22 protein-coding genes are annotated in these 23940 nt (G+C 73.3%); 13 read left to right on the forward strand and 9 right to left on the reverse strand.

What is annotated here, in order from left to right:
• Positions 1 to 32 precede the first annotated feature (32 nt).
• The 4 genes from Aiant_RS37520 (at position 33) to Aiant_RS37535 (ending at position 5150) form a co-directional block, all read left to right on the forward strand.
• The gene (locus Aiant_RS37520; RefSeq protein WP_189331518.1) at positions 33 to 1385 is read left to right on the forward strand and encodes an NAD(P)/FAD-dependent oxidoreductase; all 1353 of its coding nucleotides are present in this window, start codon (positions 33 to 35) and stop codon (positions 1383 to 1385) included.
• 57 nt (positions 1386 to 1442) lie between these two features.
• Positions 1443 to 2645 (forward strand): DUF1800 domain-containing protein, encoded by a 1203-nt coding sequence (locus Aiant_RS37525; RefSeq protein ID WP_189331517.1) that lies wholly within the window; start codon positions 1443 to 1445, stop codon positions 2643 to 2645.
• Positions 2646 to 2656: 11 nt separating this feature from the next.
• Positions 2657 to 4429: an ATP-binding protein gene (locus Aiant_RS46165; protein WP_229830233.1), complete on the forward strand. Its 1773-nt coding sequence runs from the start codon at positions 2657 to 2659 to the stop codon at positions 4427 to 4429.
• Positions 4430 to 4559: 130 nt separating this feature from the next.
• A complete protein-coding gene (locus Aiant_RS37535) occupies positions 4560 to 5150 on the forward strand; it encodes a DivIVA domain-containing protein (protein ID WP_189331516.1) in 591 nt (196 codons plus the stop codon).
• A 10-nt stretch (positions 5151 to 5160) separates the two neighbouring features.
• On the opposite strand, the gene fxsT is transcribed toward Aiant_RS37535, so the two are convergent.
• On the reverse strand, positions 5161 to 7749 hold the full coding sequence (fxsT, locus tag Aiant_RS37540; RefSeq protein ID WP_189331515.1) for an FxSxx-COOH system tetratricopeptide repeat protein: 2589 nt from the start codon (positions 7747 to 7749) through the stop codon (positions 5161 to 5163).
• A gap of 140 nt (positions 7750 to 7889) precedes the next feature.
• Positions 7890 to 9416 (reverse strand): GGDEF domain-containing protein, encoded by a 1527-nt coding sequence (locus tag Aiant_RS37545; RefSeq protein WP_189331514.1) that lies wholly within the window; start codon positions 9414 to 9416, stop codon positions 7890 to 7892.
• Between the two features lie 73 nt (positions 9417 to 9489).
• Here Aiant_RS37545 and Aiant_RS37550 point away from each other — a divergent pair, with 73 nt between their 5' ends.
• Both Aiant_RS37550 and Aiant_RS37555 read left to right on the forward strand, forming a co-directional pair.
• Positions 9490 to 10380, forward strand: coding sequence for a TPM domain-containing protein (locus Aiant_RS37550; protein WP_189331513.1), 891 nt, complete (start codon positions 9490 to 9492; stop codon positions 10378 to 10380).
• Positions 10381 to 10402: 22 nt separating this feature from the next.
• Entirely contained in the window at positions 10403 to 11251 is an 849-nt protein-coding gene (locus Aiant_RS37555; protein ID WP_189331512.1) for a Vgb family protein, read from the forward strand.
• Between the two features lie 9 nt (positions 11252 to 11260).
• On the opposite strand, the gene Aiant_RS37560 is transcribed toward Aiant_RS37555, so the two are convergent.
• Positions 11261 to 11920 (reverse strand): hypothetical protein, encoded by a 660-nt coding sequence (locus tag Aiant_RS37560; protein ID WP_189331511.1) that lies wholly within the window; start codon positions 11918 to 11920, stop codon positions 11261 to 11263.
• A gap of 71 nt (positions 11921 to 11991) precedes the next feature.
• Between Aiant_RS37560 and Aiant_RS37565 the strand changes: the two genes are divergently transcribed.
• Positions 11992 to 13419: a hypothetical protein gene (locus tag Aiant_RS37565; protein ID WP_189331510.1), complete on the forward strand. Its 1428-nt coding sequence runs from the start codon at positions 11992 to 11994 to the stop codon at positions 13417 to 13419.
• Positions 13420 to 13421: 2 nt separating this feature from the next.
• Here Aiant_RS37565 and Aiant_RS37570 read toward each other — a convergent pair whose 3' ends face one another.
• Both Aiant_RS37570 and Aiant_RS37575 read right to left on the reverse strand, forming a co-directional pair.
• Positions 13422 to 14003, reverse strand: a complete 582-nt coding sequence (locus Aiant_RS37570) for a hypothetical protein (protein WP_189331509.1) — start codon at positions 14001 to 14003, stop codon at positions 13422 to 13424.
• Between the two features lie 47 nt (positions 14004 to 14050).
• The gene (locus Aiant_RS37575) at positions 14051 to 15190 is read right to left on the reverse strand and encodes an oxygenase MpaB family protein (RefSeq protein ID WP_189331508.1); all 1140 of its coding nucleotides are present in this window, start codon (positions 15188 to 15190) and stop codon (positions 14051 to 14053) included.
• A 183-nt stretch (positions 15191 to 15373) separates the two neighbouring features.
• On the opposite strand from Aiant_RS37575, the gene Aiant_RS37580 reads away from it, so the two are divergent.
• A complete protein-coding gene (locus Aiant_RS37580) occupies positions 15374 to 16807 on the forward strand; it encodes a multicopper oxidase family protein (protein ID WP_212846637.1) in 1434 nt (477 codons plus the stop codon).
• Here Aiant_RS37580 and Aiant_RS37585 read toward each other — a convergent pair.
• Together Aiant_RS37585 and Aiant_RS37590 are read right to left on the reverse strand one after the other, a co-directional pair.
• Positions 16786 to 17451 carry a response regulator gene (locus Aiant_RS37585; RefSeq protein ID WP_189331507.1) on the reverse strand — a complete coding sequence of 222 codons (666 nt, stop codon included), beginning with the start codon at positions 17449 to 17451 and terminating at the stop codon, positions 16786 to 16788. The two genes, Aiant_RS37580 and Aiant_RS37585, sit on opposite strands and share 22 nt — an antisense overlap.
• Positions 17448 to 18572: a sensor histidine kinase gene (locus Aiant_RS37590; RefSeq protein WP_189331506.1), complete on the reverse strand. Its 1125-nt coding sequence runs from the start codon at positions 18570 to 18572 to the stop codon at positions 17448 to 17450. The genes Aiant_RS37585 and Aiant_RS37590 overlap by 4 nt, the downstream gene beginning before the upstream one ends.
• A gap of 51 nt (positions 18573 to 18623) precedes the next feature.
• Here Aiant_RS37590 and Aiant_RS37595 point away from each other — a divergent pair, with 51 nt between their 5' ends.
• The 3 genes from Aiant_RS37595 (at position 18624) to Aiant_RS37605 (ending at position 20150) form a co-directional block, all read left to right on the forward strand.
• Complete coding sequence (locus Aiant_RS37595; RefSeq protein ID WP_189331843.1) at positions 18624 to 18953, forward strand: hypothetical protein; 330 nt, start codon at positions 18624 to 18626, stop codon at positions 18951 to 18953.
• Positions 18954 to 19016: 63 nt separating this feature from the next.
• The gene (locus Aiant_RS37600; protein ID WP_189331505.1) at positions 19017 to 19829 is read left to right on the forward strand and encodes a helix-turn-helix domain-containing protein; all 813 of its coding nucleotides are present in this window, start codon (positions 19017 to 19019) and stop codon (positions 19827 to 19829) included.
• Between the two features lie 3 nt (positions 19830 to 19832).
• Entirely contained in the window at positions 19833 to 20150 is a 318-nt protein-coding gene (locus tag Aiant_RS37605) for a putative quinol monooxygenase (RefSeq protein ID WP_189331504.1), read from the forward strand.
• Positions 20151 to 20207: 57 nt separating this feature from the next.
• Here Aiant_RS37605 and Aiant_RS37610 read toward each other — a convergent pair whose 3' ends face one another.
• On the reverse strand, positions 20208 to 20996 hold the full coding sequence (locus Aiant_RS37610; RefSeq protein WP_229830231.1) for a (2Fe-2S)-binding protein: 789 nt from the start codon (positions 20994 to 20996) through the stop codon (positions 20208 to 20210).
• Between the two features lie 81 nt (positions 20997 to 21077).
• Here Aiant_RS37610 and Aiant_RS37615 point away from each other — a divergent pair, with 81 nt between their 5' ends.
• Positions 21078 to 22772: a methyl-accepting chemotaxis protein gene (locus Aiant_RS37615; protein WP_189331502.1), complete on the forward strand. Its 1695-nt coding sequence runs from the start codon at positions 21078 to 21080 to the stop codon at positions 22770 to 22772.
• Positions 22773 to 22829: 57 nt separating this feature from the next.
• Here Aiant_RS37615 and Aiant_RS37620 read toward each other — a convergent pair whose 3' ends face one another.
• Positions 22830 to 23369 carry a type 1 glutamine amidotransferase domain-containing protein gene (locus tag Aiant_RS37620; RefSeq protein WP_189331501.1) on the reverse strand — a complete coding sequence of 180 codons (540 nt, stop codon included), beginning with the start codon at positions 23367 to 23369 and terminating at the stop codon, positions 22830 to 22832.
• A gap of 90 nt (positions 23370 to 23459) precedes the next feature.
• Here Aiant_RS37620 and Aiant_RS37625 point away from each other — a divergent pair, with 90 nt between their 5' ends.
• Entirely contained in the window at positions 23460 to 23933 is a 474-nt protein-coding gene (locus Aiant_RS37625) for a TspO/MBR family protein (RefSeq protein ID WP_189331500.1), read from the forward strand.
• Positions 23934 to 23940 lie beyond the last annotated feature (7 nt).

Consider the following 23940-nt stretch of genomic DNA (forward strand, 5'->3'; position numbering starts at 1 on the left):
CACACCGGCGGGGGCTGTCCAGTCCCACCTGTATGCGAACGATTCTGGTTGTCGGGGGTGGATACGCCGGGTTCTACGCGGCGTGGAAGCTGGAGAAGAAGCTCCGGCGCGGTGAGGCGCGGGTCGTCCTGGTGGACCCGCGGCCCTACATGACCTATCAGCCGTTCCTGCCCGAGGTGCTGGCCGGGTCGGTGGAGGCGCGGCACGCCGCGGTCTCGCAGCGGCGGCACCTCAGGAAGACCAAGATCATTTCCGGTACGGTCGTCCGGATCGACCACGCCTCGCGCTCGGTGACGATCCGCCCGGCCGAGGGCCCCGAGTATCCCCTCGGGTACGACGTGATCGTGGTGACCGCCGGCGCGGTGACCCGGAAGCTGGCGGTGCCCGGCGTGGCCGACCGCGCGATCGGCCTCAAGCACGTCGAGGAGGCGGTCGCCATCCGGGACCAGCTGCTCACCGCGTTCGACCGGGCCGCCACCCTGCCGCCCGGTCCGCGCCGGCGGCGGCTGCTGACGGTGACCTTCGTCGGCGGCGGGTTCTCCGGCGTCGAGGGATTCGGCGAGCTGCTGTCGCTGGCCCGGGCGCTGATCCGCAAGTATCCCGAGCTGGACCCGGCGGAGCTGAGCTTCCACCTGGTGGAGGCCCGCGACCGGATCCTGCCCGAGGTCTCCGACGAGCCGGGCCGGTGGGTGGTCCGGTCGCTGGAGAAGCGGGGCGCGCACGTGCACCTCGGCGCGCTGGTGCGCTCGGCCGAGGACGGGCACGTGGTGCTCTCCACCGGCGTCACCTTCGACTCGGACCTGATCGTGTGGACCGCCGGCAACGCGGCCAACCCGATGGTGCACAACCACACCGACCTGCCGATCGACGCCCGCGGCATGCTGGTCGTCCGGGCCGACCTGCGGGTCGGCACCGCCGGCGCGCCGGTCCCGGACGCCTGGGGCGCCGGCGACGACGCGGCCGTGCCCGACCTCGCCGCCGGCGACGGCCGGGCCACCGTGCCGAACGCGCAGCACGCCGTCCGCCAGGGCAAGCTGCTGGCCCGCAACCTCATCGCCGACCTGCGCGGGCGCCGGACCCGGGACTACGTGCACCACAGCCTGGGCACGGTCGCGACGCTCGGGCTGGGCACCGGCATCTTCGAGTGGAAGTCCGTCGTGATCAAGGGCTTCCCGGCCTGGCTGATGCACCGGGGCTACCACGTGCTGGCGGTGCCGAGCTGGGAGCGCAAGGTCCGGGTGCTGGTGATCTGGGTGGCGGCGGCGCTGTTCGGGCGGGACATCGTGTCGCTCGCCTCGGTGCAGCATCCGCGGCAGGCCTTCGTGACCGGCGGGGAGCCGGCGGCCCCGGCGATCGACCCGGAGCCGGTGCCCGGACATCGATGACAGGCACCGGACGCGGCCCTTACCCGTTCCTTACACAACCGGCCTAACGTCGCCGGCATGACCGAGCGCACCCAGGTGTCACACCTGCTCCGGAGGCTGACGTTCGGCCCGACCGCGGCCGAGGTGGACGCCGCGGCGCGGGCCGGGTACGACGCCACGCTGCGCAGGCTGCTGACGCCGGCCGGTCCGGTGCCCGGGCCGGACCTGGGCGACCCGGGGGACGCCAAGGAGCAGCGCCGCGATCAGGCGACCGCGGCGACCCGCTGGTGGCTGGAGCTGATGGCGGGCGGGAACGCCGCCGAGAAGCTGACGTTCTTCTGGCACGGGCACTGGGCGACCAGCGTGCGGAAGGTCCGGTCGGCGCCGCTCATGATCGGGCAGCTGGCGACACTGCGGCGGTACGGGCACGGGGACACCGGGGCGCTGGTCCGGGCCATGCTGCGCGACCCGGCCCTGATCCTCTGGCTGGACGGGCAGAAGAACACCCGCAAGGCGCCGAACGAGAACCTGGCCCGCGAGGTCATGGAGCTGTTCACGCTGGGGATCGGGGCGTACACCGAGGACGACGTGAAGGCCGCGGCCCGGGTGCTCACCGGGTGGCAGGTCGACCGGACGGCCGGGACCGCCCGGCTCGCGGCGAAGCGCCACGACCCGCGGCCGGTGACGCTGCTCGGGCAGACCGGGGAGTGCGACGTCGACCGGTACGCCGATCTGCTCGTCCGGCATCCGGCACACCTGCCGTTCCTGACCCGCCGCCTGTGGCTGCGCTACGCCGCGGGCGCCGCGCCGTCCGAGGCCGCGACCGCGCGCATCGCCGGTGCCGGGCGCAGCACGACCGCGCTGCTCACCGCGCTCTGCACGGATCCGGAGTTCGCGGCGACCCGCGGGACGCTGGTGAAGCAGCCGGTCGAGTGGCTGCTCGGCGCGGTCCGGCAGCTCGGCGTCCCGGTGCCCGAGCAGGCCGTCGGCATGCTGCGCGGCCTGGGGCAGGTGCCGCTGCGGCCGCCGTCGGTGGGCGGCTGGCCGGTCGACCGGGCGTGGCTGACCACCTCGGCGACGGTGGCCCGGCTGCGGGCCGCGCAGCGCCTGGTCGCGTCCGCGCCGGCGGCCGTCGAGCGCGCGACCGACCCGGAGGCGCTGGCGCACCTGCTGGTGGTGGATGCCTGGACCGACCGGACCTACGCGGTGCTGCGGGCGGTCAAGGACCCGAGGCGGTTGCTGGCGCTCGGCCTGGCCAGCCCCGAGTACACGGTGCACTGAGGAGTCAGCCGATGGACACGATCACCCGCCGCCGCTTCCTGATCGCGAGCGGCGTCACCGGCGCCGCCGCGGCCACCGCGGTCGGGCTCAAGGAACTGCTGGCCACCGCGGGCGACCGCGACCCGGCCGCGAAGACCCTGGTCCTCGTGACGCTGTACGGCGGCAACGACGGATTGAACACCCTGATTCCGTACGGCGATCCGGCGTACGCCGCGGCCCGCGCCGACCTGTCCTACGAGCCGGCGGAGCTGCTCCACCTCGATGACCACTTCGCGCTCAACCCGGGCCTGGCCGGGCTGCACCGGCTCTACCGGGACGGCGGGCTGGCGATCGTGCGCGGGGTCGGCTACCCCAAGCCGGACCGCAGCCACTTCCGGTCGATGGACATCTGGCAGACCGGGCAGCCGGCCCGGCCGGAGAGCACCGGCTGGGTGGGCCGCTGGCTGGACGCGGCCGGCGGTGACCCGCGGCTGGCCGTGTCGTTCGAGCCGGTGCTGCCACCGCTGCTGGCCGGCGCGACGAGCGCCGGCGCGACCGTGCCCGGCGGCGAGCTGAAGCTGCCCGGGGGGATCACCGCGGCGCAGGTGACGGCGCTCGGCGCGGCGGCGCCGGGGGAGTCGCCGGCGGCGGCCCGGGCGGCCGCCTGCTTCGCCGACCTGGTGCGGGTCCAGGATCTGATGGACCGCGTCGCCGAGGGCACGCCGGAGGAGGAGACCGAGGACGACGACGCCCCGGCCACCGCGACCGGCGGCGGCGCGCCGCACGCCGACTTCCTGGCCGACGAGGTCACCGGCGGCGCCGCCGACGACCTGTCCCGGATCCGCAACGCCGCCGACCGGGCCAAGTCGCTGACCGGGCAGCTGCTGCTGTTCGCCAAGCGGGAGCCCACCCAGGTGGAGATCGTCGACCTGAACCAGGTGGTCATCGAGGCCGACGAGCTGCTCAGCCGGACCATCGGCGAGAACATCCGGCTGGTCAGCCGTCCCGCCGCCGGGTCGATGCCGGTGCGCGCGAACCGCGGGCGGCTCGACCAGATCCTGCTCAACCTGGTGATCAACGCGCGGGACGCGATGCCGGACGGCGGCGTGGTGGTGGTCGAGACGGACTGCGTGGAGACCGAGGGCATCGTGTTCGCCCGGCTGACCGTGAGCGACACCGGCACCGGGATGACCGCCGAGGTCCGGGACCGGCTCTTCGAACCGTTCTTCACCACCAAGCCCGCCGACCGGGGGACCGGGCTGGGGCTGTCCACCGTCTACGGCATCGTCGGGGAGGCGAACGGGCACATCGGGGTCGAGTCGGCGCCCGGGGTCGGCACCACGTTCCGCATCCTGCTGCCGTCGGCCGCCGCGCCGGTCCGCCGGCCCGACGCCCCGGTGCCGGAGCCCGCCCACGGGCACGGCGAGCTGATCATGGTGGTCGAGGACGACGACTTCGTCCGGGACCTGGTGACCCGGATCCTGAAGGACAACGGGTACCGGGCCATCGCGCTCGGCGACGTCTCGCTGGCCGACCTCGACCTGCACGACGTCGCGCTCCTGGTCACCGACGTGGTGCTGCGCGGCCGTTCCGGCCCGGCGCTCGCCGGTCGCCTGCGGGCCCGCCGGCCCGACCTGCGGGTGCTGTTCATGTCCGGGTACAGCGACGCCGAGGTGCGCCGGGAGCACGGCATCGACCCGGAGATCCGGATCGTGCAGAAGCCGTTCACCGCCGTGGAACTGCTCGCCGGAGTGGGCGAGGCGCTCTCCACCGTGCCGGCAGGCCATCACGCTCAGGGGAGCTGACCGCCACGCGATGTTGACATTGATGGTGGCGGCGGGTGTACTTCGTGGCGACGCGGGCCCGGTCGATGTTGATCACTGTCGTCCTGTCCGCGCTGTGGGAACGTGCACAGACGGGAAGGCAGGTATCACTGTGCCGCTCAGCCCGGCCGAGATCAGCAGTGTCACGTTCCGGCGGCCACCCGTCGGCACGCAGGGTTACCACCCGGGCGAGGTCGACGCGTTCCTCGGGGACGTGGCGGGCGAGATCCGGCGACTGGAGCAGGAGAACCGGGCGCTCAGCGAGCAGCTCACCCCGCACGACCTCGCCGAGCGGGTCCGCCGGCTGGAGCTGGAATGCCTGGACGTCCAGGAACACGTCAAGATGCTGGAGGCCGAGCTCGAGAGGTGGCGCCGGCCGGTCGAGCCCCGGCCGGTCGACACCCGGATGCTGGAGCTCGCCCAGCGCAACGCCGACGATTACGTGGCCGAGGCCCGGCAGCAGGCCGAGACCGTGCTGACCCAGGCCACCACCAAGGCCGACCAGCTGATCAGCGAGGCCCAGCTGCGCGCCTCCACCATCGTGGCCGACGCGCGGCACGCGCACGCCGAGGTGGTCGCCGGGCTGGAGGCGAAACGGGCCGCCGCGCTGGACGAGATCAACGAGTTGCGCGCCGAGGTGGAGCGGCAGCGGGCTGCTCTCGCCGGAGACATGACCGAACGGCTCGCGGAGTTCACCGGCTGAGCGAGGCCGGTCAGAGCGGGAGCGGGTCGATGTCGCCGTCGGCCCGCACGCCGGCGGCGGCCGCGATGGTGGCCGGATGGCCGGCGCCGAGGGACTCGCGGAACCTGTCCATGGTGTCCTCGAACAGAATGCCCGCCTCGGCGTCCCGGCCCAGGCCGCGCAGGTCGGCCGCCAGGTTGACCCCGCCGGCCAGCGTGGTCGGGTGGGTCGGGCCGAGCACCTCCCGGCACCGGTCGAAACTCGCCCTGTCCAGCTCGTGCGCCTGCTCGACGTCGCCGAGTGCGAAGTGGTCGCCGGCCAGGTTGATCCGCGCCGTGAGGACCAGCGGGTGCCCGGCACCGAGCCGGTCGGTCAGTGCCCGTACCGCCTGCTCGTTCAACGCCCGGGCCTCCTCGGAGCGGTCCAGCAACCGCAGCGTCACGGCCAGGTCGGACCGGGCACCGGCGGTGTGCGGGTGGTCGTCGCCATAGAGCGCCTGGAGCCCGTTCACCGCCTGCACGCCGTTCTCCCGGGCCGCGGCCAGGTCGCCGGTGACCCGCTGGTCGATCGAGACGGCGAGCAGCGCCAGGACGGTGTCCGGGTGCCGGGTGCCGTACCTGTTCCGGAACCGCCGATAGACGTCGCCGGACAGTTCCAGGGCCTCCGGGTGGAGGCCGGCCCTGCGCCGGAGGCAGGCCAGATGGTGATTCTGTCGCAGCAGGTCGGGATGGTCGTCGTAGTGCAGCAGCCGGCGGGCGGTGGCGACCACGGATTCCTGGTCGGCGTGCGCCGTCACGTAGTCGCCGAGTTCCCGGCGGTCCAGGTTGATGCCGCCCCGGGTGAGCAAGCTGTCCGAGTGGTCGGTTCCGTAGATCTGCACGAGATGGTGGTACGTCTGGTGGTCCAGCTGGAGCGCGCGGCCGGACATGCCGGACAGCCGCAAGCTCACCGCCAGGTGGCGTGCCGCTCGCAGGGTGAACGGAACGTCCGGCCCGAAGTTCCGCACGGCCCTGTCGTACACGGTCCGGGACAGCTCGAGGGCACCACCGAAGTCGCCGGTCACCCAGTGGTCGGCGGCCACGCTGCCGAGCGCCAGGAGAGTGTGTTCGTCGTCCCCGCCGAGCGCGCCGAGGCAGAACTCCAGCGTGCGGGCGTTCAGTTCCCGCGCCGCGGCGTAATCGCCGACCACGAAGTGCATGGCGCCCAGCCACTGGGCCATCCGCAGGCTGTCCGGGTGCTCCTCGTCGCCGGCGGCGGTCCATGCGGTGTAGGCCCGCTGGGCGAGAGCGCGCGCCTCGGCGTGCTCACCCCACCGCCACAGGTAGACGGACTCGTTCCGGATCAGATCGCGGACCAGCTCATCGAGGCACTCCTCGGCGCCGGACGCGACGACGTGCGGATAGAGCTCGGCGTACCGGAACCAGTGGTCGGCGTCGTCCGGCTGGCTCGGGTCGTTGCCGGCGAGCAGCAGGTGGGCGGCGTGCCGCATACCGTCCCGGGTCTGCGGATCCATCCGGTGGACGAGCATCCGCTGCATCAGGCGGTGCATCTGGAACGAGCCGGTCCGGTGGTCGATGCGGGCCAGCCCCAGCTTGCCGATGATCCTGATCGCCCGATCGCGCCGGGCACTGTTGCGCATCAGCTGGTCGAACTCAGGGTCGATGTGCAGACCTCGCGGCTTGGCGAGCAGGACCCGGCTGATCGGCTCGGGCGCCAAGAAGGCACAGACCTGGAGCAGCCGCAGCGCGGACGGTTCCCGGTCGTGCAGCCCGTCGAGCGTCACGGTCCAGGCCGCGGCGACCTCGGCCGGGAAGTCGCGTAGGTCGTCGGCCGGGGTCGCCTCGGCGAGCCGCTGCCGGCACTCCCGGAGCTGCGCCAGGTACTCCGGCAGAGTCAGGTCCGTCTCGGCGCGCCAGGTGGCCGCCGCCTCGATCGCCAGCGGCAGGTCGCCGAGGGCCGCGGCCAGCTGATCGGCCTCCGGGCCGGGCAGCTCCGGGTCGCGGCGGCGGATCAGCTCGATGCTCTCCTGCCGTTCGAAGACGTCGACCGGCAGCGTATGGGCGAGCGCGCGCCAGTCCGGGTTCCGTGAGGTCACCACGATGCTGCCCGGTCCACCTGTCGGGAAGAAGCGAGTGACCTCGGCGGGATCCGCCGCGTTGTCGAAGATCAAGAGCCAGTTGGCATATCGCCGGCCCTTGCTCAGGTGGTCCAGGACCGCGGGCACGGCGGTGTTCGCGGTCGAGGGCACCGCGAGATCGAGGCGCCCGGCCAGCTCGGCGAGCGCCGCCTGGATCTGGGCGGGCCGCTCGGCGGGGATCCACCAGATCAGGTCGAAGTCCTGCTGGTGCCGGTAGACGTACTCGATCACGAGCTGGGACTTGCCCACCCCACCGGCGCCGTGCAGCGCCTCCGGCAGCACCACCGTGGTGCCCGCCCCCAGCCGCTGATGCAACGCGTCCAGGAGCTCGCGGCGGCCGGTGAAGCCGGGATTGCGGAGGGGGAGGCCGCCGACCACGGCGGGCAGCCGGGGATCGTGGGCCGGTGTCGTCCGCGGACTGTCCGTGGTGACCGGCACGAGCTCGTGGCCGGAGGAACCCTGCGAAGGAAGCATCTCGGACATGGCGCACTCCATTCGCCCATCGGGCAGAGCGGTGTCAGGGGGAGCCTGCGCTTGCGGTGCGGTTCGACCCGTTTACGGTACGCCCGGAGCGCCGCCCACCAGCCGTACCGAAAACCGGCCCGCGTCTGCCGAAGCGGACCTCACGCGGACTCGCGGGCCTGAACCGCGTGCTGTGCCTGCCGGACCGTGCCCGCGGTCCGCAGGTCGGCGATCCGGGTCTCCGGCATCGTGGCCGTGTAGTGCCGGACGTTGCTGCCCCCGGAGTGCTTGGCGGCATACATCGCGATGTCGGCCCGGCGCAGCAGCTCCCCCTCACCGACCTCCGCGCCGTCCCCGCCGGCGATGCCGATGCTGGCCCGGACCGGCAGGTCGTGCCCCTCGGCCCGGACCGGTACGGCGAGCGCCGCGACCATCCGGCCGGCGACCTCGACCGCCTCCTGGGCGTCGAGGCCGGGCATCAGCACCACGAACTCGTCACCGCCCAGCCGGGCCACCGTGTCACCCGCCCGGACGCAGCTGGTCAGGCGCTTCGCGGTGGTGGTGAGCAGCACGTCGCCGGCGCCGTGGCCGAGCGTGTCGTTGACCGCCTTGAAGCCGTCCAGGTCGATCAGCGCGACGCTGACCGGCCACCGCTCGGCGAGCGCGGTCGCCATCCGGGCGGTGAACAGCGCCCGGTTCGGCAGGCCGGTCAGCGCGTCGTGCGTCGCGGCGTGGTCGAGGCGGGCGACCAGCTCGGTGTTCTCACGCATCGCGGTGATCTGCCGCCACATCACCACCGCGGTCAGCAGCACGGCGGCCAGCACCACCGCCCGCCCCGCCGGGTACGGCCAGCAGGTCACCACCAGCAACCCGTCCACCGCGACGACCGCCAGGTAGGGCAGCACGCTGAACGGCCGGCGGTTCCGGGCCGGGCCGGCCGCCGCCACCGGGCAGCTGCGCAGCTGGGCCTCGGCCGCCGCGGTCGCGCAGATCATGATGATCGAGACGCCGACCGGGCCCAGGTTGAGGTCCGGGCGGCTGCCGAGGAACTGCTGAAGCGTGCCGATCAGCGCCCCGCCGAGCAGCCCGAGCGCGAACAGCCGCAGGGCGACCGGGTCGATGTACCGGTGCCCGGCCAGCGCCACCTTGGCGACCGCGAAGACCGTGACCAGCATCAGCACCGTGGTGAAGCCGACCAGGACGGGGGAGCCGGTCGGCAGGAACTGCCAGAGGAAGATGGCCGCGGCGAGCAGCACGGTGCCGGCGTCCAGGCCGATCCGCAGCCGGTCGCCGGCGCCCGAGGAGCCCATCGGCAGCCGGAACATGCCGGACATCAGCGCCACCACACAGCCGGCGTATGCCGCCACGGTCCCCGGCGACATGGCCTGGGTGGGCGCCGGGCCGCCGAGGGCGTCGATCGCGTTGAGCACGCTGCCGATCCCGGCGAGCGCGGAGCAGACGGCCAGGTGGGCCCAGAACATCCGGGTCGCGCGCGGGAAGCCGGTGGTCCGGGCGATCCGGGTGGCCAGCACGACCGGGATGAGCGTGGCCGGCGGCGCGGCCAGCCACAGCAGCACGCCCGGGTCGGCCGGGGCGGCCAGGGCCACGACGAGGACGGCGATGGCGAACACCGCCAGCGCGATGGAGGCCAGCACCGAACGGGGTGCCCGCCGGAGGCTGGTAATCACGACGGTCAGTTCGCCCGATCAGCGAGACATCTGAGGATTTACGCAGTTGTCGGCGAGCCTCAGTATGGAGCCCATGAGAACCCGCTTCGCCGTCGTCGCCGTGATGTCCGCGCTGGTCGTGGCCCTGCCATCGGCCGCGCTGGCCGACCCGGTGTACCCCGATCCGGTCGGCCGCTGCGTCGACGAGGTGGGTGTGCTCGGCGACGAGCTGTGCTCCGAGGTCACCACCATCCTGCGCGCCGATGAGAAGGCGACCACCGACGAGATCGCCGTCGCGGTGATCGACAGCACCGATGGCGTGAGCATCGAGGAGTACAGCACCCACCTGTTCAACGAGTGGGGCGTCGGCGACGCGGCGAAGGACAACGGGGTGCTGCTGGTGGTCGCCGTCGGGGACCGGCAGGCCCGGCTGGAGACCGGCGACGGCATGGTGAAACGGCTCCCGGACAAGGCGGCCGGGACGATCGTGCACGACGTGATCGTGCCGAAGATGGCCGCCGAGGAGTACGCCGACGGCATCCTGACCGGCCTCGACGCGATCCGTCGCAAGATCGGCCACAAGATCCCGGCCGGGGCGGCGCTGGCCGGTCTGGCCACCGAGGCGCCCACCCTCGAGGACACCGACACCGACACCGATGCCGACACCTACATCGACTCCGGCACCGGCGGCATCGACCTTGCCAACGAGGGGACGGAGGAGGACAGCGGCTGGACCGTCTGGCCGATCGTCCTCCTGGTCGTCGGTGTCGGGGTGGTGCTGGTCGCCTGGGTGCGGCGCATGTCCGGGCACGGCGGCTGGACGAGCGGGTCGTCCGGCACCCACCACCACGGCTTCACGTCGCACCACCACAGCTCCACGTCGCACGACTCCGGCAGCTCCGGTTGGACCGGGTCGTCGGGCTCGTCGGGCTCCGACTTCGGGGGCGGCTCCTCCAGCGGGGGCGGCTCCTCGGGCAGCTGGTGACGGGTGTGGTTACCGTGGGGCGATGCGAGATCATGAAGTGACGCTGCCGGACGGCGGGACGCCCTACGCCGTCGCGGCCGGGCCGGACGGCGAGATCTGGACGACGCTGCTGGCCCCGGCCTCGCTGCTCTGCTTGCGGGACGGCGCGGTGGTGCGGAGTCATTCACTGCCCGAGGGCGTCCGGCCGATGCTGGCCGCGGTGGCCGCCGACGGGACCGTCTGGCACACCCGCACCGACGATCGGATCGGGCGGCTGACGACCGGTGGGGACGAGACGGTGTTCGCGCTTCCGGCCGGCTCGGCGCCGTACGGGGTGGCTGTGGCGCCGGACGGCGCGGTCTGGTTCAGCGCACCCGGCGCCGAGCGGATCGGCTGTGTCACCGCGGACGGCGAGGTCCGCCTGGTCGAGCTGCCGGTGCCGGACGCCCGGGCGGCGATGATCACGGCGAGCGCGGACGGCGTGGTGTGGGTGGCGTTCAACGGGGCCGGGGCGCTGGGGCGCTATGACGGCGAGCGGTTCGACGTCGTCGAGCTGGGTGCCGGGTCCGCGCCGGTCGGCGTCGCCGCCGGCGGCGACGGGATCTGGTTCGCCGACATCGCCCGCGGTGCGGTGGGCCGGGTCCGCAGTGACGGTACGACCGAACTCGTCTCCCTCGGCGACCCGCAGTCCCGCCCGCACGCCGTCGCACCCGACCCGGCCGGGGGCTGCTGGGCCACCCTGTGGGGTACCAACGAGGTGGCCCGTGTCGCGCCCGGGGGAGCGGTCACCCGGCATCCGCTCCCCGGCAAGGAGCCGCACGGCCTGGCGCTGAGCGGGGCGACCGTGTGGGTCGCCATGGAGAGCGGCTCGCTGGTCGCCGTCTCTGCCTGACAGCGCGGGTCAGCGGCGGCGGTTGCGGCGCGCCCGGGGCGGGAGCTGGACCCCGCTCAGGGTGTGCAGCGCCGCCGCCCCGCGCGGGCGCCGCGCCCGGGTCGCGGTCCGTTGCACGGCCTGGACCGGCCGGCGGACCTCGATCTCGACCGTCTCCCGGGTCCGGATCTCCGCCTCGGCCAGCGGCGCGGCCAGCAGGAACGCCTCGGGCAGCACGGCCGGCGCCTCAGCGAGCTCCGCGGTCGGTTCCGCGGTGAGCAGCAGGCGGGCCGCACCCAGGTTCGTCACCGCGACCAGCGCGCTGAACAGGGCCAGCAGCGGCGACCCGGAGGCGGACACGGCGGCCGCCAGCCCCGCACCGCCCGCGATGGCCAGCGCGGCCCCGCCACCGATCTGCAGGTCCCGCTGGTTGCCCCGGGAACCGATCAGGAACGCGGCGGCCCCGGCCACCGTGCCGAGCACCGCGGAGGCCGCGCAGAACGCCCCGAACGGCCAGAGCCAGCCCACCGAGGCGTCGTCGTCGGCCGCGAAGAACAGCAGGAACGGCGTCCCCATGATCGCGATCAGCAGGAACGCGGTCGCCTCGACGGCGAGCACCATCGCCCCACCGGTGTTCGCGTCCAGCCGCTGCACCCAACCGTTACGCCGGACCCAACCGATGTCGACCATGTGTTCCTCCCCGTGGCGCCTTGATCGAGCACCGTACCTTATCGATCACGTAACACTTCAAGGAAGCGTCGATGGATCTGATTTCTGGCGACTTTTTCGCCGTCCCGCTGCCCGACGGATTCGGCGCGCTCCAGGTCACCGCGGTGGATCCGGACGGTGTGGTGGTGTGCCTGCTCGACTGGCACAGCGCCGGCCTCTTCACCGCCGCGGACGTCGCTGACGCGCCGGTGCTGCGGCTGACCCACCATGCTCACGCGGGCGGCCGGGACAGCGTCATCCGGGTGAACGACGCGCTCCCGGGTGAGCTGATCCCGGTGGGCAACGGCCCGATCGCCGGCCGCCCGACCGAGACGAACGTCCACGCCGGCTGGTCCTACTTCCCGATCCAGCTGGTCGCGCAGCGCCGCTGGGACAGCGTGGTGCCGCCCGCGGTGCGGGAGGCGTATCGGAAGACGCCGAACATCTGGGACGTCCACGTCGACCTGGGTGCCGGACCGGTGCTGCTGCCCGCCGGCACGAACCCGCTGGATCTGACCGAAGCCGCCGAGGTGCGCTGGGCCGGGATCGGCAAGCTCAAGACCACCCGGCTGATCTGGTCCGGCCCGGACCGAGGGCTCGCCGTCGCCCTTGCGGACCTGCCGCTGATCGAGGACGTCGACTGGCGGGAGCCGCCCGCCGAGGTCGATCTCGCCGGGACCACGCTGACCGGGGTCACCTTCGGACCGGGATTGCGGACGCTGCGGTTGCCGGGCGGGAGGCTGCGCTGCGAGTTCGCGGAGGGCGCCGAGCCGGTGGAGATCGCTGTGCCGGACGACGGCCGGTGGGTGAGCCTGCGGCTCAGCGGCGCGAAGCCCGGCGTTCCGGCCGGTCTGCGCTCGCTGCCCGAGCTGATCCTCCAGGCGCCGGGCACGCTGTCGGTCGCGGCCCTGCGTGCGCTGCCGGGTCTGACCCGATTGACGGTACGGTGGTCAGCCGCTCCCGGCGTTCTCACGGAGGCGTCCGCGCTCGCCGCGTGCACCCGGCTCCGCGAGCTGCACCTGATCGACGCCTACGGCCTCACCGCCGACACCCTGCCCGACCTGCCCGGGCTGCGCCACCTGGAGATCGACGGCCTCCCGCGCTCGGTGGCGAACGCCCTCAAGGCCCGTTACCGCGGCACCCCGGTCCGGCTCGTCGTCCGCGGCGCCAAGTCCGACACCTGGCTGCGCGCCAACCTGGACAACCCGTTCCGCGACTGGGCCGACGACGACGAGCGAGCCGGGGTGGCCGCCTGCAAGGCCTACGCCACCGCCTCCCGCGCTGTCGACCGCGCACCGGCCGACGCCGAGCAGATCCTGAAAACCCTGGTCACCGCCCTGAACCGGATCGAGGACCGCTACGGGATCATCGACACGCTGCGCCGGGAGGAGGCCGCTGACGCCTTCTTCGCACTGGCCGCCCGGGCGGGCGTGCCCGACGCCGACGCCGACGAGTGGTTCGACGCCTGGCGGGACTTCTGAGGTCAGCGGGCCGCCGCGGCGACCTGGCGGGACCGGGTGTCGCGGATGCCCATCAGCACGGCGGCGTACAGGGCGAAGCCCGACCCGACGCCGGAGATCAGCGCGACCGTGGCCGCCGACGCGCCCGCCGCATGAGCCAGGAAACCGGCCAGGCCGAGAACGGTCATCGCGCCGCCGAGCCAGTAGTAGAACGGCATCCGCCAGGCGCGCCCGAGCGGGAAGAAGTGCAGGCCGACCACGACGGCCACCCAGGCGACCGCGACGTCCGGCTTCTTCAGCACCCCGTTGATCACGAAGAGGCCGCCGAACAGGGCGACGACCTCGAAGATCACCGCGTACCGGTAGGCGGGGTCGGAGAAGCCGGCGACGTCGCTCTGCTGGGCCGGCGTGGACGCGCGCTCGGTCCGGAACACCAGCACCAGGAGCCCGGCCGCGACCAGCACCGCGACCACCCGGATCACCAGTTGCCAGGGGGAGGACAGCTCCGCGCTGTTGACCATCACGAAGACCGTGCCGAAACTGAGTGCCACCAGCGATCCGACGATCAGTCCACTGAGCTGTCGTTTGTTGTTCGTCCCCGTCATGCCGTCATCCTGCCCCGTGGGGACGTCTGCCCGCTGCCCCGCGGACCTCAGCCCCAGCGCGCGAACTGGGCCCGCGCCTGCCGCTCACCCCGGGCCAGCAGCAGCCGCCGGCCGCCGGGGAGCCGCCCGAGACCGTGACTGATCAGCAGATTCGCGGTGACGCGCGCCAATCCGTACCACGGCGGACGGCGGGGCAGACCGAGGTCCCGCATCGCCGCGCGGCCGAGCAGCCAGGTGCTCACCGACAGCGCGCGCTCCCGTTCGTAGACGCGCCGCCAGCCGTGGGCGAACTCGTCCGACATCGCGATCAGGGCCCGGGCCAGGCCGACGCTGTTCCGGTCGGGCGGCGGGTCGAAGGAGAGGAAATGGTAGAGCTGCCGGCGCCCCTGCTTCTCGGTGAACGGCAGCCAGTCCTCGTCGACACCGAGCAGCCACCCGACATAGCACCAGAGATGCATCACCGCGGCCGCGTCCGCCTTCGCGACGCGCACGCCGAGCAGCCGCAGGTGCAGCAGGAAACTCGTGGAGAAGACACCGAGGGTGCTCGCCTGGTCGTATTGATTGATCGGCAGTCCGCGGAACGCGTGATCCCAGGTCGGGTCCGCTTCCAACCGGGCGTTGACCAGGGCGTGCATCACGCGTACCTGCAAGGTGGCAAGGAATCCGGCGCCGCCCGGCGCCAATCCGCCGGGCTCGGTCACCGCGCGCCACCAGTGCGACGTCTCCTTGATGCGCCGCAGGGTCTCGCCGCCGGTCAGCCGGCCGGTGCGGACCAGCGGCTCCAATGCCGCGCCGGTCCGATAACCGCCGAGCAGCGAACCGTAGGCGAGCACCAGCCCGGCGTCCATGCCGAAAGCCCGGCAGGCTTCGGCACCCCGCGCCAGCAGGTCGTCGTCGACCCAGGCGGGCCGCTTCCGGACCGCTTCGACAAAGGTCGCCACCGCTTCCGGTACGCCCTCAGCCGGCCCCGCCGCGACCAGCCGAAGCAGATCCCGCACGCTCAACCGGGCCGAGTCCCGGACCGCCCGGACGAGAGCCGCCGCCGGTTCGTCCCGCCGGTTCAGTCCCGCCCGCAGCGCGGCGATCTCGGAGGCGGTGGCCCGCGCCCCGCTCCCGGCGAGCAGCCGCAGCGGCCGAGCCGCCCGCTCGCCCCACACCCGATCCGCCCCGAACCTGCCCGGCACCATCCCCCGACCATAGGGCAGAACCCCGATCCCGCCGTGCGACCGAGGTTGCAGACGGCCGCCGCGACTGCGTCCCCCGGCGTAGACCACGTCCGGCAGCACCCCGCTGACCTGCTGAAACCCGGGACCGGATCTCCGGGGAAAGCACCGATCCGAGCCGTGCCCGGGCACCGCAGCCTGGTTGGCGTGAAGAGACGAACCCTGCTCACCCTGGCCGCCCTGTCCGCCCTCGGCGGCTGCACCGAGTCGGCCCCGGCCGCCTCGTTCGCCAACCGCCTGCGCATCCCGCCGCTCGCCGAGCCGAGGCCCGGCAGGGACGGCGCCCGCGAGTTCGACCTGACGCTGCGCGCCGACGGGCACTCGGCGTTCCTGCCCGGCAAGACCACCGACACCTGGGGCGTGAACGGCGCCTACCTCGGCCCGACCATCCGCGCCCGGCGTGGCGAGCACGTCCGGGTCGCGGTGACCAACCTCCTCCCGGAGGCCAGCACCCTGCACTGGCACGGCATGCGGCTGCCGGCCCGGATGGACGGCGGCCCGCACCAGATGATCGAGCCGGGCGCCACCTGGATCCCGGAGTGGACGATCGAGCAGGGCGCGATGACCTCCTGGTACCACCCGCACCCGCACGAGCGCACCGCCCTGCACGTCTACCGCGGGGTGGCCGGGCTGTTCCTGATCGACGACCCGGCCGGTCCGGAACTGCCCAGCCGGTACGGCGTCGACGACGTGCCGCTGATCATCCAGGACCGGACGTTCGAGGGCGACGGGCAGTTCGACACGAACGTGCTGGGCGGCACCTACGGGCTGATCGGCGACACCGTTCTGGTCAACGGGACGTTCGATCCGTACCTCGAAGTCGGCTCCTCGCTGGTGCGCTTCCGCCTCCTGAACGCCTCGAACGCCCGCGTCTATCGCGTCGGCTTCGCCGACGGCCGGACGTTCCAGGCGGTGGCGACCGACAGCGGGCTCCTGGAGAAGCCGGTCCCGGTGGACCGCGTGAAGATCAGCCCGGGCGAGCGGTGCGAGATCGTGGTCGCGTTCCGGGCCGGCGAGACCGTGATCATGAACAGCGTGGGCGAGCCCCGGCAGACCGCCAACGACATCGAGGAGGACGACTTCACCCTCCTCAAGATCGTCGCCGGGCCGGAGCTGACCAGGTCGGCGGCGGTGCCGGCGACGCTCGGCGGCACGGCCACGACGGCGCCGCCGGCCGGGAGCCGGGTGCGCAGGTTCACGCTCAGCGGCTCCGAGATCAACGACCGGGACATGGACATGAACCGGATCGACGAGGTGGTGCCGGCCGGCGCGCTGGAGATCTGGGAGATCGACAACACCACGTTCGCGCACAACTTCCACATCCACGAGGTGGCGTTCCGGATCCTCGACGTGAACGGGGCGCCGCCGCCCGCGTACCAGGCCGGGCCGAAGGACACCGTCTTCCTGCCGAAGCACGCGACGGCGCGGCTCGCGGTGCGGTTCGGCCGGCACACCGACCCGGGGTGGCCGTACATGTACCACTGCCACATCCTGCGGCACGAGGACCGCGGCATGATGGGCCAGTTCGTGATCGTCGCGCCGGGGACGTCAGTCGCGCCTCACCTGAGCCATCCCGGCTGAACCCGGCCCGCCTCGTAGGCCCAGATCACCAGCTGCGCGCGGTCACGCAGTCCGAGTTTGCCCAGCACCCGGCTCACGTGGGTCTTCGCGGTCGCGTGCGAGATGGTGAGCCGGGCGGCGATCTCCTCGTTGGACAGCCCGGCCGCGACCAGGTCGGCGATCTCCGCCTCGCGGGTGGTGAGGCCGGCGTCCGCCGGGGCCGGCGCGGGCCGCCGGACCCGGGACGCCACGTCGGCGATCAGCTTGCGGGTCACCGACGGGGCGAGCAGCGCGTCGCCGCGGGCCACCACCCGTACACAGGTGATCAGCTCGGCCGGCTCGGCGTCCTTGAGCAGGAAGCCGCTGGCGCCGCCGCGGATCGCGCCGTACACGTACTCGTCGAGCTCGTAGGTGGTGAGGATGACGATCCGGACGTCGCTCAGGGCCGGGTCGGCGACGATCCGGCGGGTCGCCTCCAGGCCGTCGAGCACCGGCATCCGGACGTCCATGAACACCACGTCCGGGCGCTCCTGCCGGGCCAGGCGGACCGCCTCCGCGCCGTCGGCGGCCTCGGCGACCACCCGGATGTCCGGCTCGCCGCCGAGGATCGACCGGAATCCGGCCCGGACCAGGCGCTGGTCGTCGGCCAGCAGGACACGGATCATTTCGGCAGCTCCACTCGTACGCTGAATCCGCCATCCGCACCACAGCCCGCCTCGACCTGCCCGCCCAGCGCGGCCGCCCGCTCCCGCATGCCGGTGATGCCGTTGCCCGGAGCGCCCGGCGAACCGGCGCCGTCGTCGTCGATCCGCAGCGTGAGCCGCTCCTTCGTGTCGTCGATGACGATCTCGACGGCGGTGGCGCCGGCGTGCCGGAGCACGTTGCTCAGCGACTCCTGCACGATCCGGAACGCGGCGGCGTCGACCTCCGCGGGCAGGCCGGCGGGCGGCTCGCCGGTCAGCCGCACCGAGACGCCGGTCGCGCGGACCCCGGCCAGCAGGTCGGGCAGGCGGGCCAGCGAGGCATCCGAAGCGCTTCCGGCCGGCGGCATGCGTTCGCTTTCGGTCCGCGGCATGCCTTCGCTCTCGGTCCGCGGCATGCTTTCGCTTTCGGTCCGCAGCATGCCCAGCACGGTACGAAACTCGCGCAGCGCCTCCTTGCTCGCCACCCGGATGTGTTCCAGGGCCTCGAACGCGGTCTCCGGGTCCCGCCGATGCAGCGCCGCCCCCGCCTGCACGCTGATCAGCGAGATCTGGTGCGCCATCACGTCGTGCAGCTCCCGGGCGATCCGCAGCCGCTCCTGCGCGGCCCGGTCCCGGGCGAGCGCCTCGGCCCGCTCCCGCCGCGCCCGGCTGATCTCCCCGGCCGTCACCGTCGCCACCAGGATCGCCGCCTGCCCGATCGCGGTGTCCAGCTCGAACGCCCGGTCCCGCCCGTGCACCAGCAGCGCCATCAGCGGAAACCCGGCCAGCAGCACCAGCACGTCACCGATCGCGAGCCAGCGCCGCCCGTCCCGCGCGACGGTGTACAGCGCGATCACGAACCCGGCGGCCAGCGGCGCGTCCGGGAAGCCGAGCGGGTAGTAGAGCAGCGCGGCCGACCCGGTCACCGCGAGCGCGGTGCGCGGATGCCGGTCCTTCCATGCCAGCGCCCCGGCGCTGACCAGCTGCAACAGCCAGCCCCACGGCCACGCGGCAAGCGATCCGCCGGAGGGCCCGGCGATCAGGAAGATCGCGTTGACCCCGAACACCGCCCCGGACACCGCAACCGGCCGCCATCCCCGCATCCCTCCACCGTAGGGTGATCAACTGTGCGTGACGAGGAGCGGGACGGGTGCATGGTCACGGTCTGCCGGGACTGTTGCTGCGGCAGCCTGAGCAAACATCCGGCCGTCGACCATGACCGGCAGCTGGAACGGCTGCGCGCCGCGCTGGCCCCGGCGCATCAGGTGCGGACCAGCCTCTGCCTCGACGCCTGCTCCCAGTCGAACGTGCTGGTCGTGCAGCCCGCCCCGGAGGCCCGGCGGCGCGGCGCCCGCCCGGTCTGGTTCGGCCTGGTCCTCGACGACCTGGTCCTGGACGACATCACCGCCTGGGTCGCCGCCGGCGGCCCCGGCCGTGCCGAGATGTCCGCGATGCTGGAACTCTCCCGGATCACCCCGCCCTGACCGCCCCCGGTCACCACCCTCGATGCTGACCTTGCGGCAGCCGGGGGCGATACCGTTGCGGAGGTGCGCAGTGACTGGATCCGGCCGAGCCCCGTCCTCGCGCCCTACGTCGACCGGGTCTGGTCGTGGGAGGGGACACCGGACGAGCTGCCGGTCCTGCTGCCGGGCACGGGCGCGGAGCTGGTCGTCCAGCACGGCGCTCCGATGGTGGCGTGCACCTCGTCCGGCACGCGTGAGCTGCCGGCCGCGCACCTGCTGTGCATGCGCCGGTCCCGGTGGCGGCTGAGCGCCGCCGGCCCGGTGCGGTTCACCGCCGTCCGGTTCCGCGCCGGCGCGCTGCCGCACTTCACGTCGGTTCCGGTCGCGGCGGTGATGGACGACGCGGTGGCGGCTGTCGACGTGTTCGGCGTGGCCGGCCGCCGGCTGGCCGGCGAGATTCGGCCGGCTGACCCGCTCGACGTCCGGGCCAGGACCGTCGAGGCGCTGCTCACGCCGCTGATGGGCCGGTCCGGGGCGGATCGGCTTGTCGAGGTGGCGGTGCGTCGCACGTACTACGACGCGGCGAGCGTGCGGGTGAACCGGCTGGGACCTGACCTCGGGCTGAGCGTGCGGCACCTGCGGCGTGGCTTCCTCGCCACGGTGGGTGTGCCGCCGAAGGAGTTCCAGCGGCTGGCCCGATTCCAGCGGTCGATCCGGGCGCTGCTCAACCCGGTGCGGGCGAGCTGTCTGCCGGTCGCGCTCGCGGCCGGTTACTTCGACCAGAGCCACTTCATCAAGGAGTTCCACCACTTCACCGGCCAGCCGCCGGCCAGGATGCTCGGCGGGCCCGTGTCCCATTTCTACTATCCGAGCACCAGCGGCGCCGCCGATGCTTAGGCCATGATCGTTGTCATCGCGACCCTGCACGCCAAGCCCGAGCATGCCGACGAGGTGGAGGCCGCCCTGCGGGTGCTCGAACGGCACACCCGCACCGAGCCCGGCGCCATCGGATACTCGGTGCTCCGCCGGCCGGACGACCGCTTCATCGTCGTCGAGCGCTACGCGGACCAGGCCGCCCACGATGCCCACTTCGCAGCCGACTACCTCACCGATTTCCTGACCCGTGCCGCGACGCTGCTGGTCACCGAGCCGAGCGTGGAGTCGGGTGCGGAGCTGGCCGGATTCGCCCGGCCGGGCATCGCGGAGCCGGCCTCATGACATGCGCGAGCGGCGGGAGCTCGACCGGCCGGGCGGCACCGTCATCGTGAAGCCGCGTCAGCGGCTCAGGACGGCCCGCCAGGTCCGGTGCCGCTCGGCTTCCGGGGTCAGGACGCAGTCGCCGCAGGTGCCGCCGCCCGGGATGCGGTAATAGAGGCAGCAGTTGCGGCGGACCAGGAACCAGCGGTCGCGGCGGGGATCCGGCCGGACCAGGTCCGCCGAGCGTCGCAGCGGCGCCAGGTCCAGCGCGGCCTCGACGATCGCGGCGCTGCGGGCCGCGGGGGACGGCTGTCCGTCGGCGATCATCCCGGTCGCGGGTGACGGCGCGTCCGCGATCATGCCGGCCGCGCCACCGAGGGCGGAGGCCACGTTGCCCCAGAGCACCTGCGGGGACAGCGAGTAGCGCTCCCGGAAGACCGTGAGCAGCGGCTCGACCAGGTCCAACAGCCCGGCTTCGGCGATCCGGCGCGGCTCCCAGCCGGCGCACGGCTCGGCGGTCAGGTCCCGGTAGGCGATCGGCAGCGGGCCACCCGTCACCGGCTGCCACCACAGCTGCCCGGGATCCGCCCGGGGAATCGCGCCGCCGATCGTCGCGGCGCCGAGCAGCGGGGACAGCAGCCGGGACGCCAGCCCGAGGAACGTGATCGAGGCGACCGCCCGCTCGCCGATCGCCCCCCGGTCGAGCCCGGACATCCGCGCCAGCGTGTCCCGGCCCAGCTCGACCCGCTCCGCCACCACCCGCGGGTCCAGCAACTCGCGGAACGGCCGCCACCGGGCCGAGCCGTCCCACGGCGTCCACGCGAAGTAGGGCCCGAGCCGCGCCGCCGCGGTCAACGCTTCTGTCACAGCACCCACTATCGCCGGAAACGTTCGCTACGCCACACCACGATCACTCAGACGTTTCCGCGCACCGCCGATGGAACCAGCATGAGACTGGAGGTACGACGGCTGTGGCCGATCCTCGGCGCGTTGACCGCGTGCGTCCTGGGCTTCCTGCTGCTGCGGCAGGTGGCCACCGGCGCCTTCGGTGACCTGGAGGCGCGGCAGGTCGGTCAGGACGCCGACCGGATCCGGATCGGGCTGGACGGGCAGGCCCGGCTGCTGACCGCGTTCGGCGTGACGAACAGCATCTGGGACAACACGTATCACGACATCGCGAAGGCCGACCGGGACGCCTTCACCCTCGACTTCCCGCCGGACACCCAGCACGATGCCAACGACCTGGACGGCGTGCTCGGCATCGGCCCGGACGGCAGGCTGCGCGTCGGCGGCCTCACCACGGCCGACGCCACGTTCGGCGCGCTGCCCGCCGAGCTGGGCGATCCCGCCCTGCTCAAGAGCCTGTACGACCCGGACGCCGAGCCCGGCACCGCCCGGTGCGGCCTGCTCGACGCAGGTCAGGCCTACCTGTACTGCGGGCTCGGCGCCTTCCCGAGCACCGGCGAGGGCCGCCCGTCCGGCGGGTTCATCCTGCTCAAGCAGTTGTCCCCGGAACGCCTCGGCCGGCTCGGCAAGGACATCGGCCTGAACGTCACCACCGTCGCCGCGGCCCGCCCGGGTGCGGTGGCGCAGGCGTCGCTGGACAGCGTGATCGGGAAGATCGAGGTGCGGACCGCGGTGCTGGGCGCCGACAGCATGGCCCTCGACGCGACCATGCCGACCGTCGGCGGGGGCACGCTCACCCTGGAGGCGGTCCAGCCGCGTCCGATCTACCAGGCCGCGAGCAGCACCGCGAAGCGGCTGTTCGGCCTGATGGCGGTCGCCACCGTGCTGCTGGTCGCCCTGCTGCGCTGGTCGACCCGCCGGGCGCTGCGCACCCGGGTCCGCCCGCTGCGCGAGACCACCGAGCAGATCATCGCGTCCGGCGACCACCAGCTGCGCATCGGCGCGCAGGGCACCGACGACATCGCGGCGCTCGGCCGGGCGATCGACGGCATGCTCGACACGATCAGCGCCAACGACGAGCTGATCCGCACCGAGCAGGAGCAGCGGCAGCGGGAGCTGCAAGCGGCGCACGAGGAGCAGTCCGCCGCCCAGCGGCGGGCCCAGGAGTCCGCGCAGGAACTGGTCACCCGGACGTCGACGGCGGTCAGCGGCCAGCTGACCGAGGTGTCGGAGCGGGCCGGCACGGTCAGCGCCGCCGCGGCCCGGATCGAGGGCCAGGTGGCCGACGTCCGGACCGCCGCGGGACGGCTGACGGCCGGCAACGACTCGGCCGCCGAGGCGGTCGGCACGTTGCACGAGAGTCTGCGCCGGGTGGACGAGGTGGCCCGGTTCATCGGCGGCATCGCCAAGCAGACCAACCTGCTGGCCCTCAACGCGACCATCGAGGCCGCGCGGGCCGGCGAGGCGGGCAAGGGCTTCGCGGTGGTCGCCAACGAGGTCAAGTCGCTCGCGTCGACCACGGCCGAGTCCACCGAGACGATCACCACGACCCTGGACGAGCTCAACGAGCACGTCGGCGCGGTCGTCGAGATCATGTCCGCGATGAGCGCGGCGATCGGCGACATCGACGTCACCACGGCCCGGGCTCAGGAGATGACCGCCGAGCAGGCGGCCACGCTCACCGCCCTGACCGAGCAGGTCGCCGCCGCGATCGACCGCCTCGACCAGCTGGCCTGACCGGACCCGGCCGCGCGTGACCGGGGGACCGGCCGCGCGTGGCCGGGAGACCGGCCGTCAGGCGGCGACCTGGGCCAGGAGCTGGTCGCAGAAGGCCGGCAGGTCGTCCGGCTTGCGGCTGGTGACCAGCGCGCCGTCGACGTGGACCGGTTCGTCGACCCAGGTGGCGCCGGCGTTGGTGACGTCGGTGCGCAGGCTCGGCCAGCTGGTCAGCGTGCGCCCGCCGACCACGCCCGCCTCGACCAGGGTCCACGGGCCGTGGCAGATCGCGGCGACCGGCTTGCCGGTGGCGACGAAGTCACCGACGAACCGGACGGCGGCCGGGTCGGCGCGCAGGAAGTCCGGGTTGGCGACGCCGCCCGGCAGCACCAGCGCGTCGTACTCGGTCACCCGGGCGTCCGTGACCAGCCGGTCCACCGGGTACGTCCCGGCCTTGTCCAGGTGGTTGACGGCCTGGATCTGGCCGTCCTTGATCGAGATCAGCTCGGCGGTGCCGCCGGCGTTCTCCACCGCCTTGCGCGGCTCGGTGTACTCCACTTCCTCCACGCCGTCGGTGGCCAGGAACGCGACCCGCTTACCGGTGATGGACGTAGGCATGCTGCCTCCCTTGTCGGCGTTGTCGGACAGGGGAATGCGTGCCCGGCAGCGGTCCGGGTAAACCCGGGCGGCGCGGGTAAGGCATCGGGCATGACCATTCCCACCTGGGTGAAGACGACCGCCGCGGTGGTCGCGGCGGCGGGGGCCGGATCGCTGGCCACCGACCCGAAGTCCGCGTGGTACCGCACGCTGCGCAAGCCGTCCTGGCAGCCGCCGCCGGCCGCGTTCCCGGCGGTGTGGACCCCGCTGTACGCGCTGATCGCGGTGGCCGGGGCCAGGGCCCTCGATCGCAGCCCGGACGCGGCCGGCCGGCGGGCGTTCGGCTGGACGTATGGTGTTGATCTGGGTCTCAACGCGGCCTGGACCCTGCTGTTCTTCGGGGCGAAGCGGCCCAGGCTCGCGCTCGCCGAGATCCTCGCCCTGAACGCGGCCAACGTGGTCCTCTGGCGGCAAGCGGGGCGCATCGACCGGCTGGCCGGTGCGGCGCTCGCGCCGTACGTGGCGTGGTGCCTGTTCGCGACGGCGCTGAACACCGCGATCGTGCGCCGGAACCCGTCGACGTAGCTCCATT

This window comes from Actinoplanes ianthinogenes (assembly GCF_018324205.1).
In the GTDB taxonomy this organism is placed as follows: Bacteria; Actinomycetota; Actinomycetes; order Mycobacteriales; family Micromonosporaceae; genus Actinoplanes; species Actinoplanes ianthinogenes.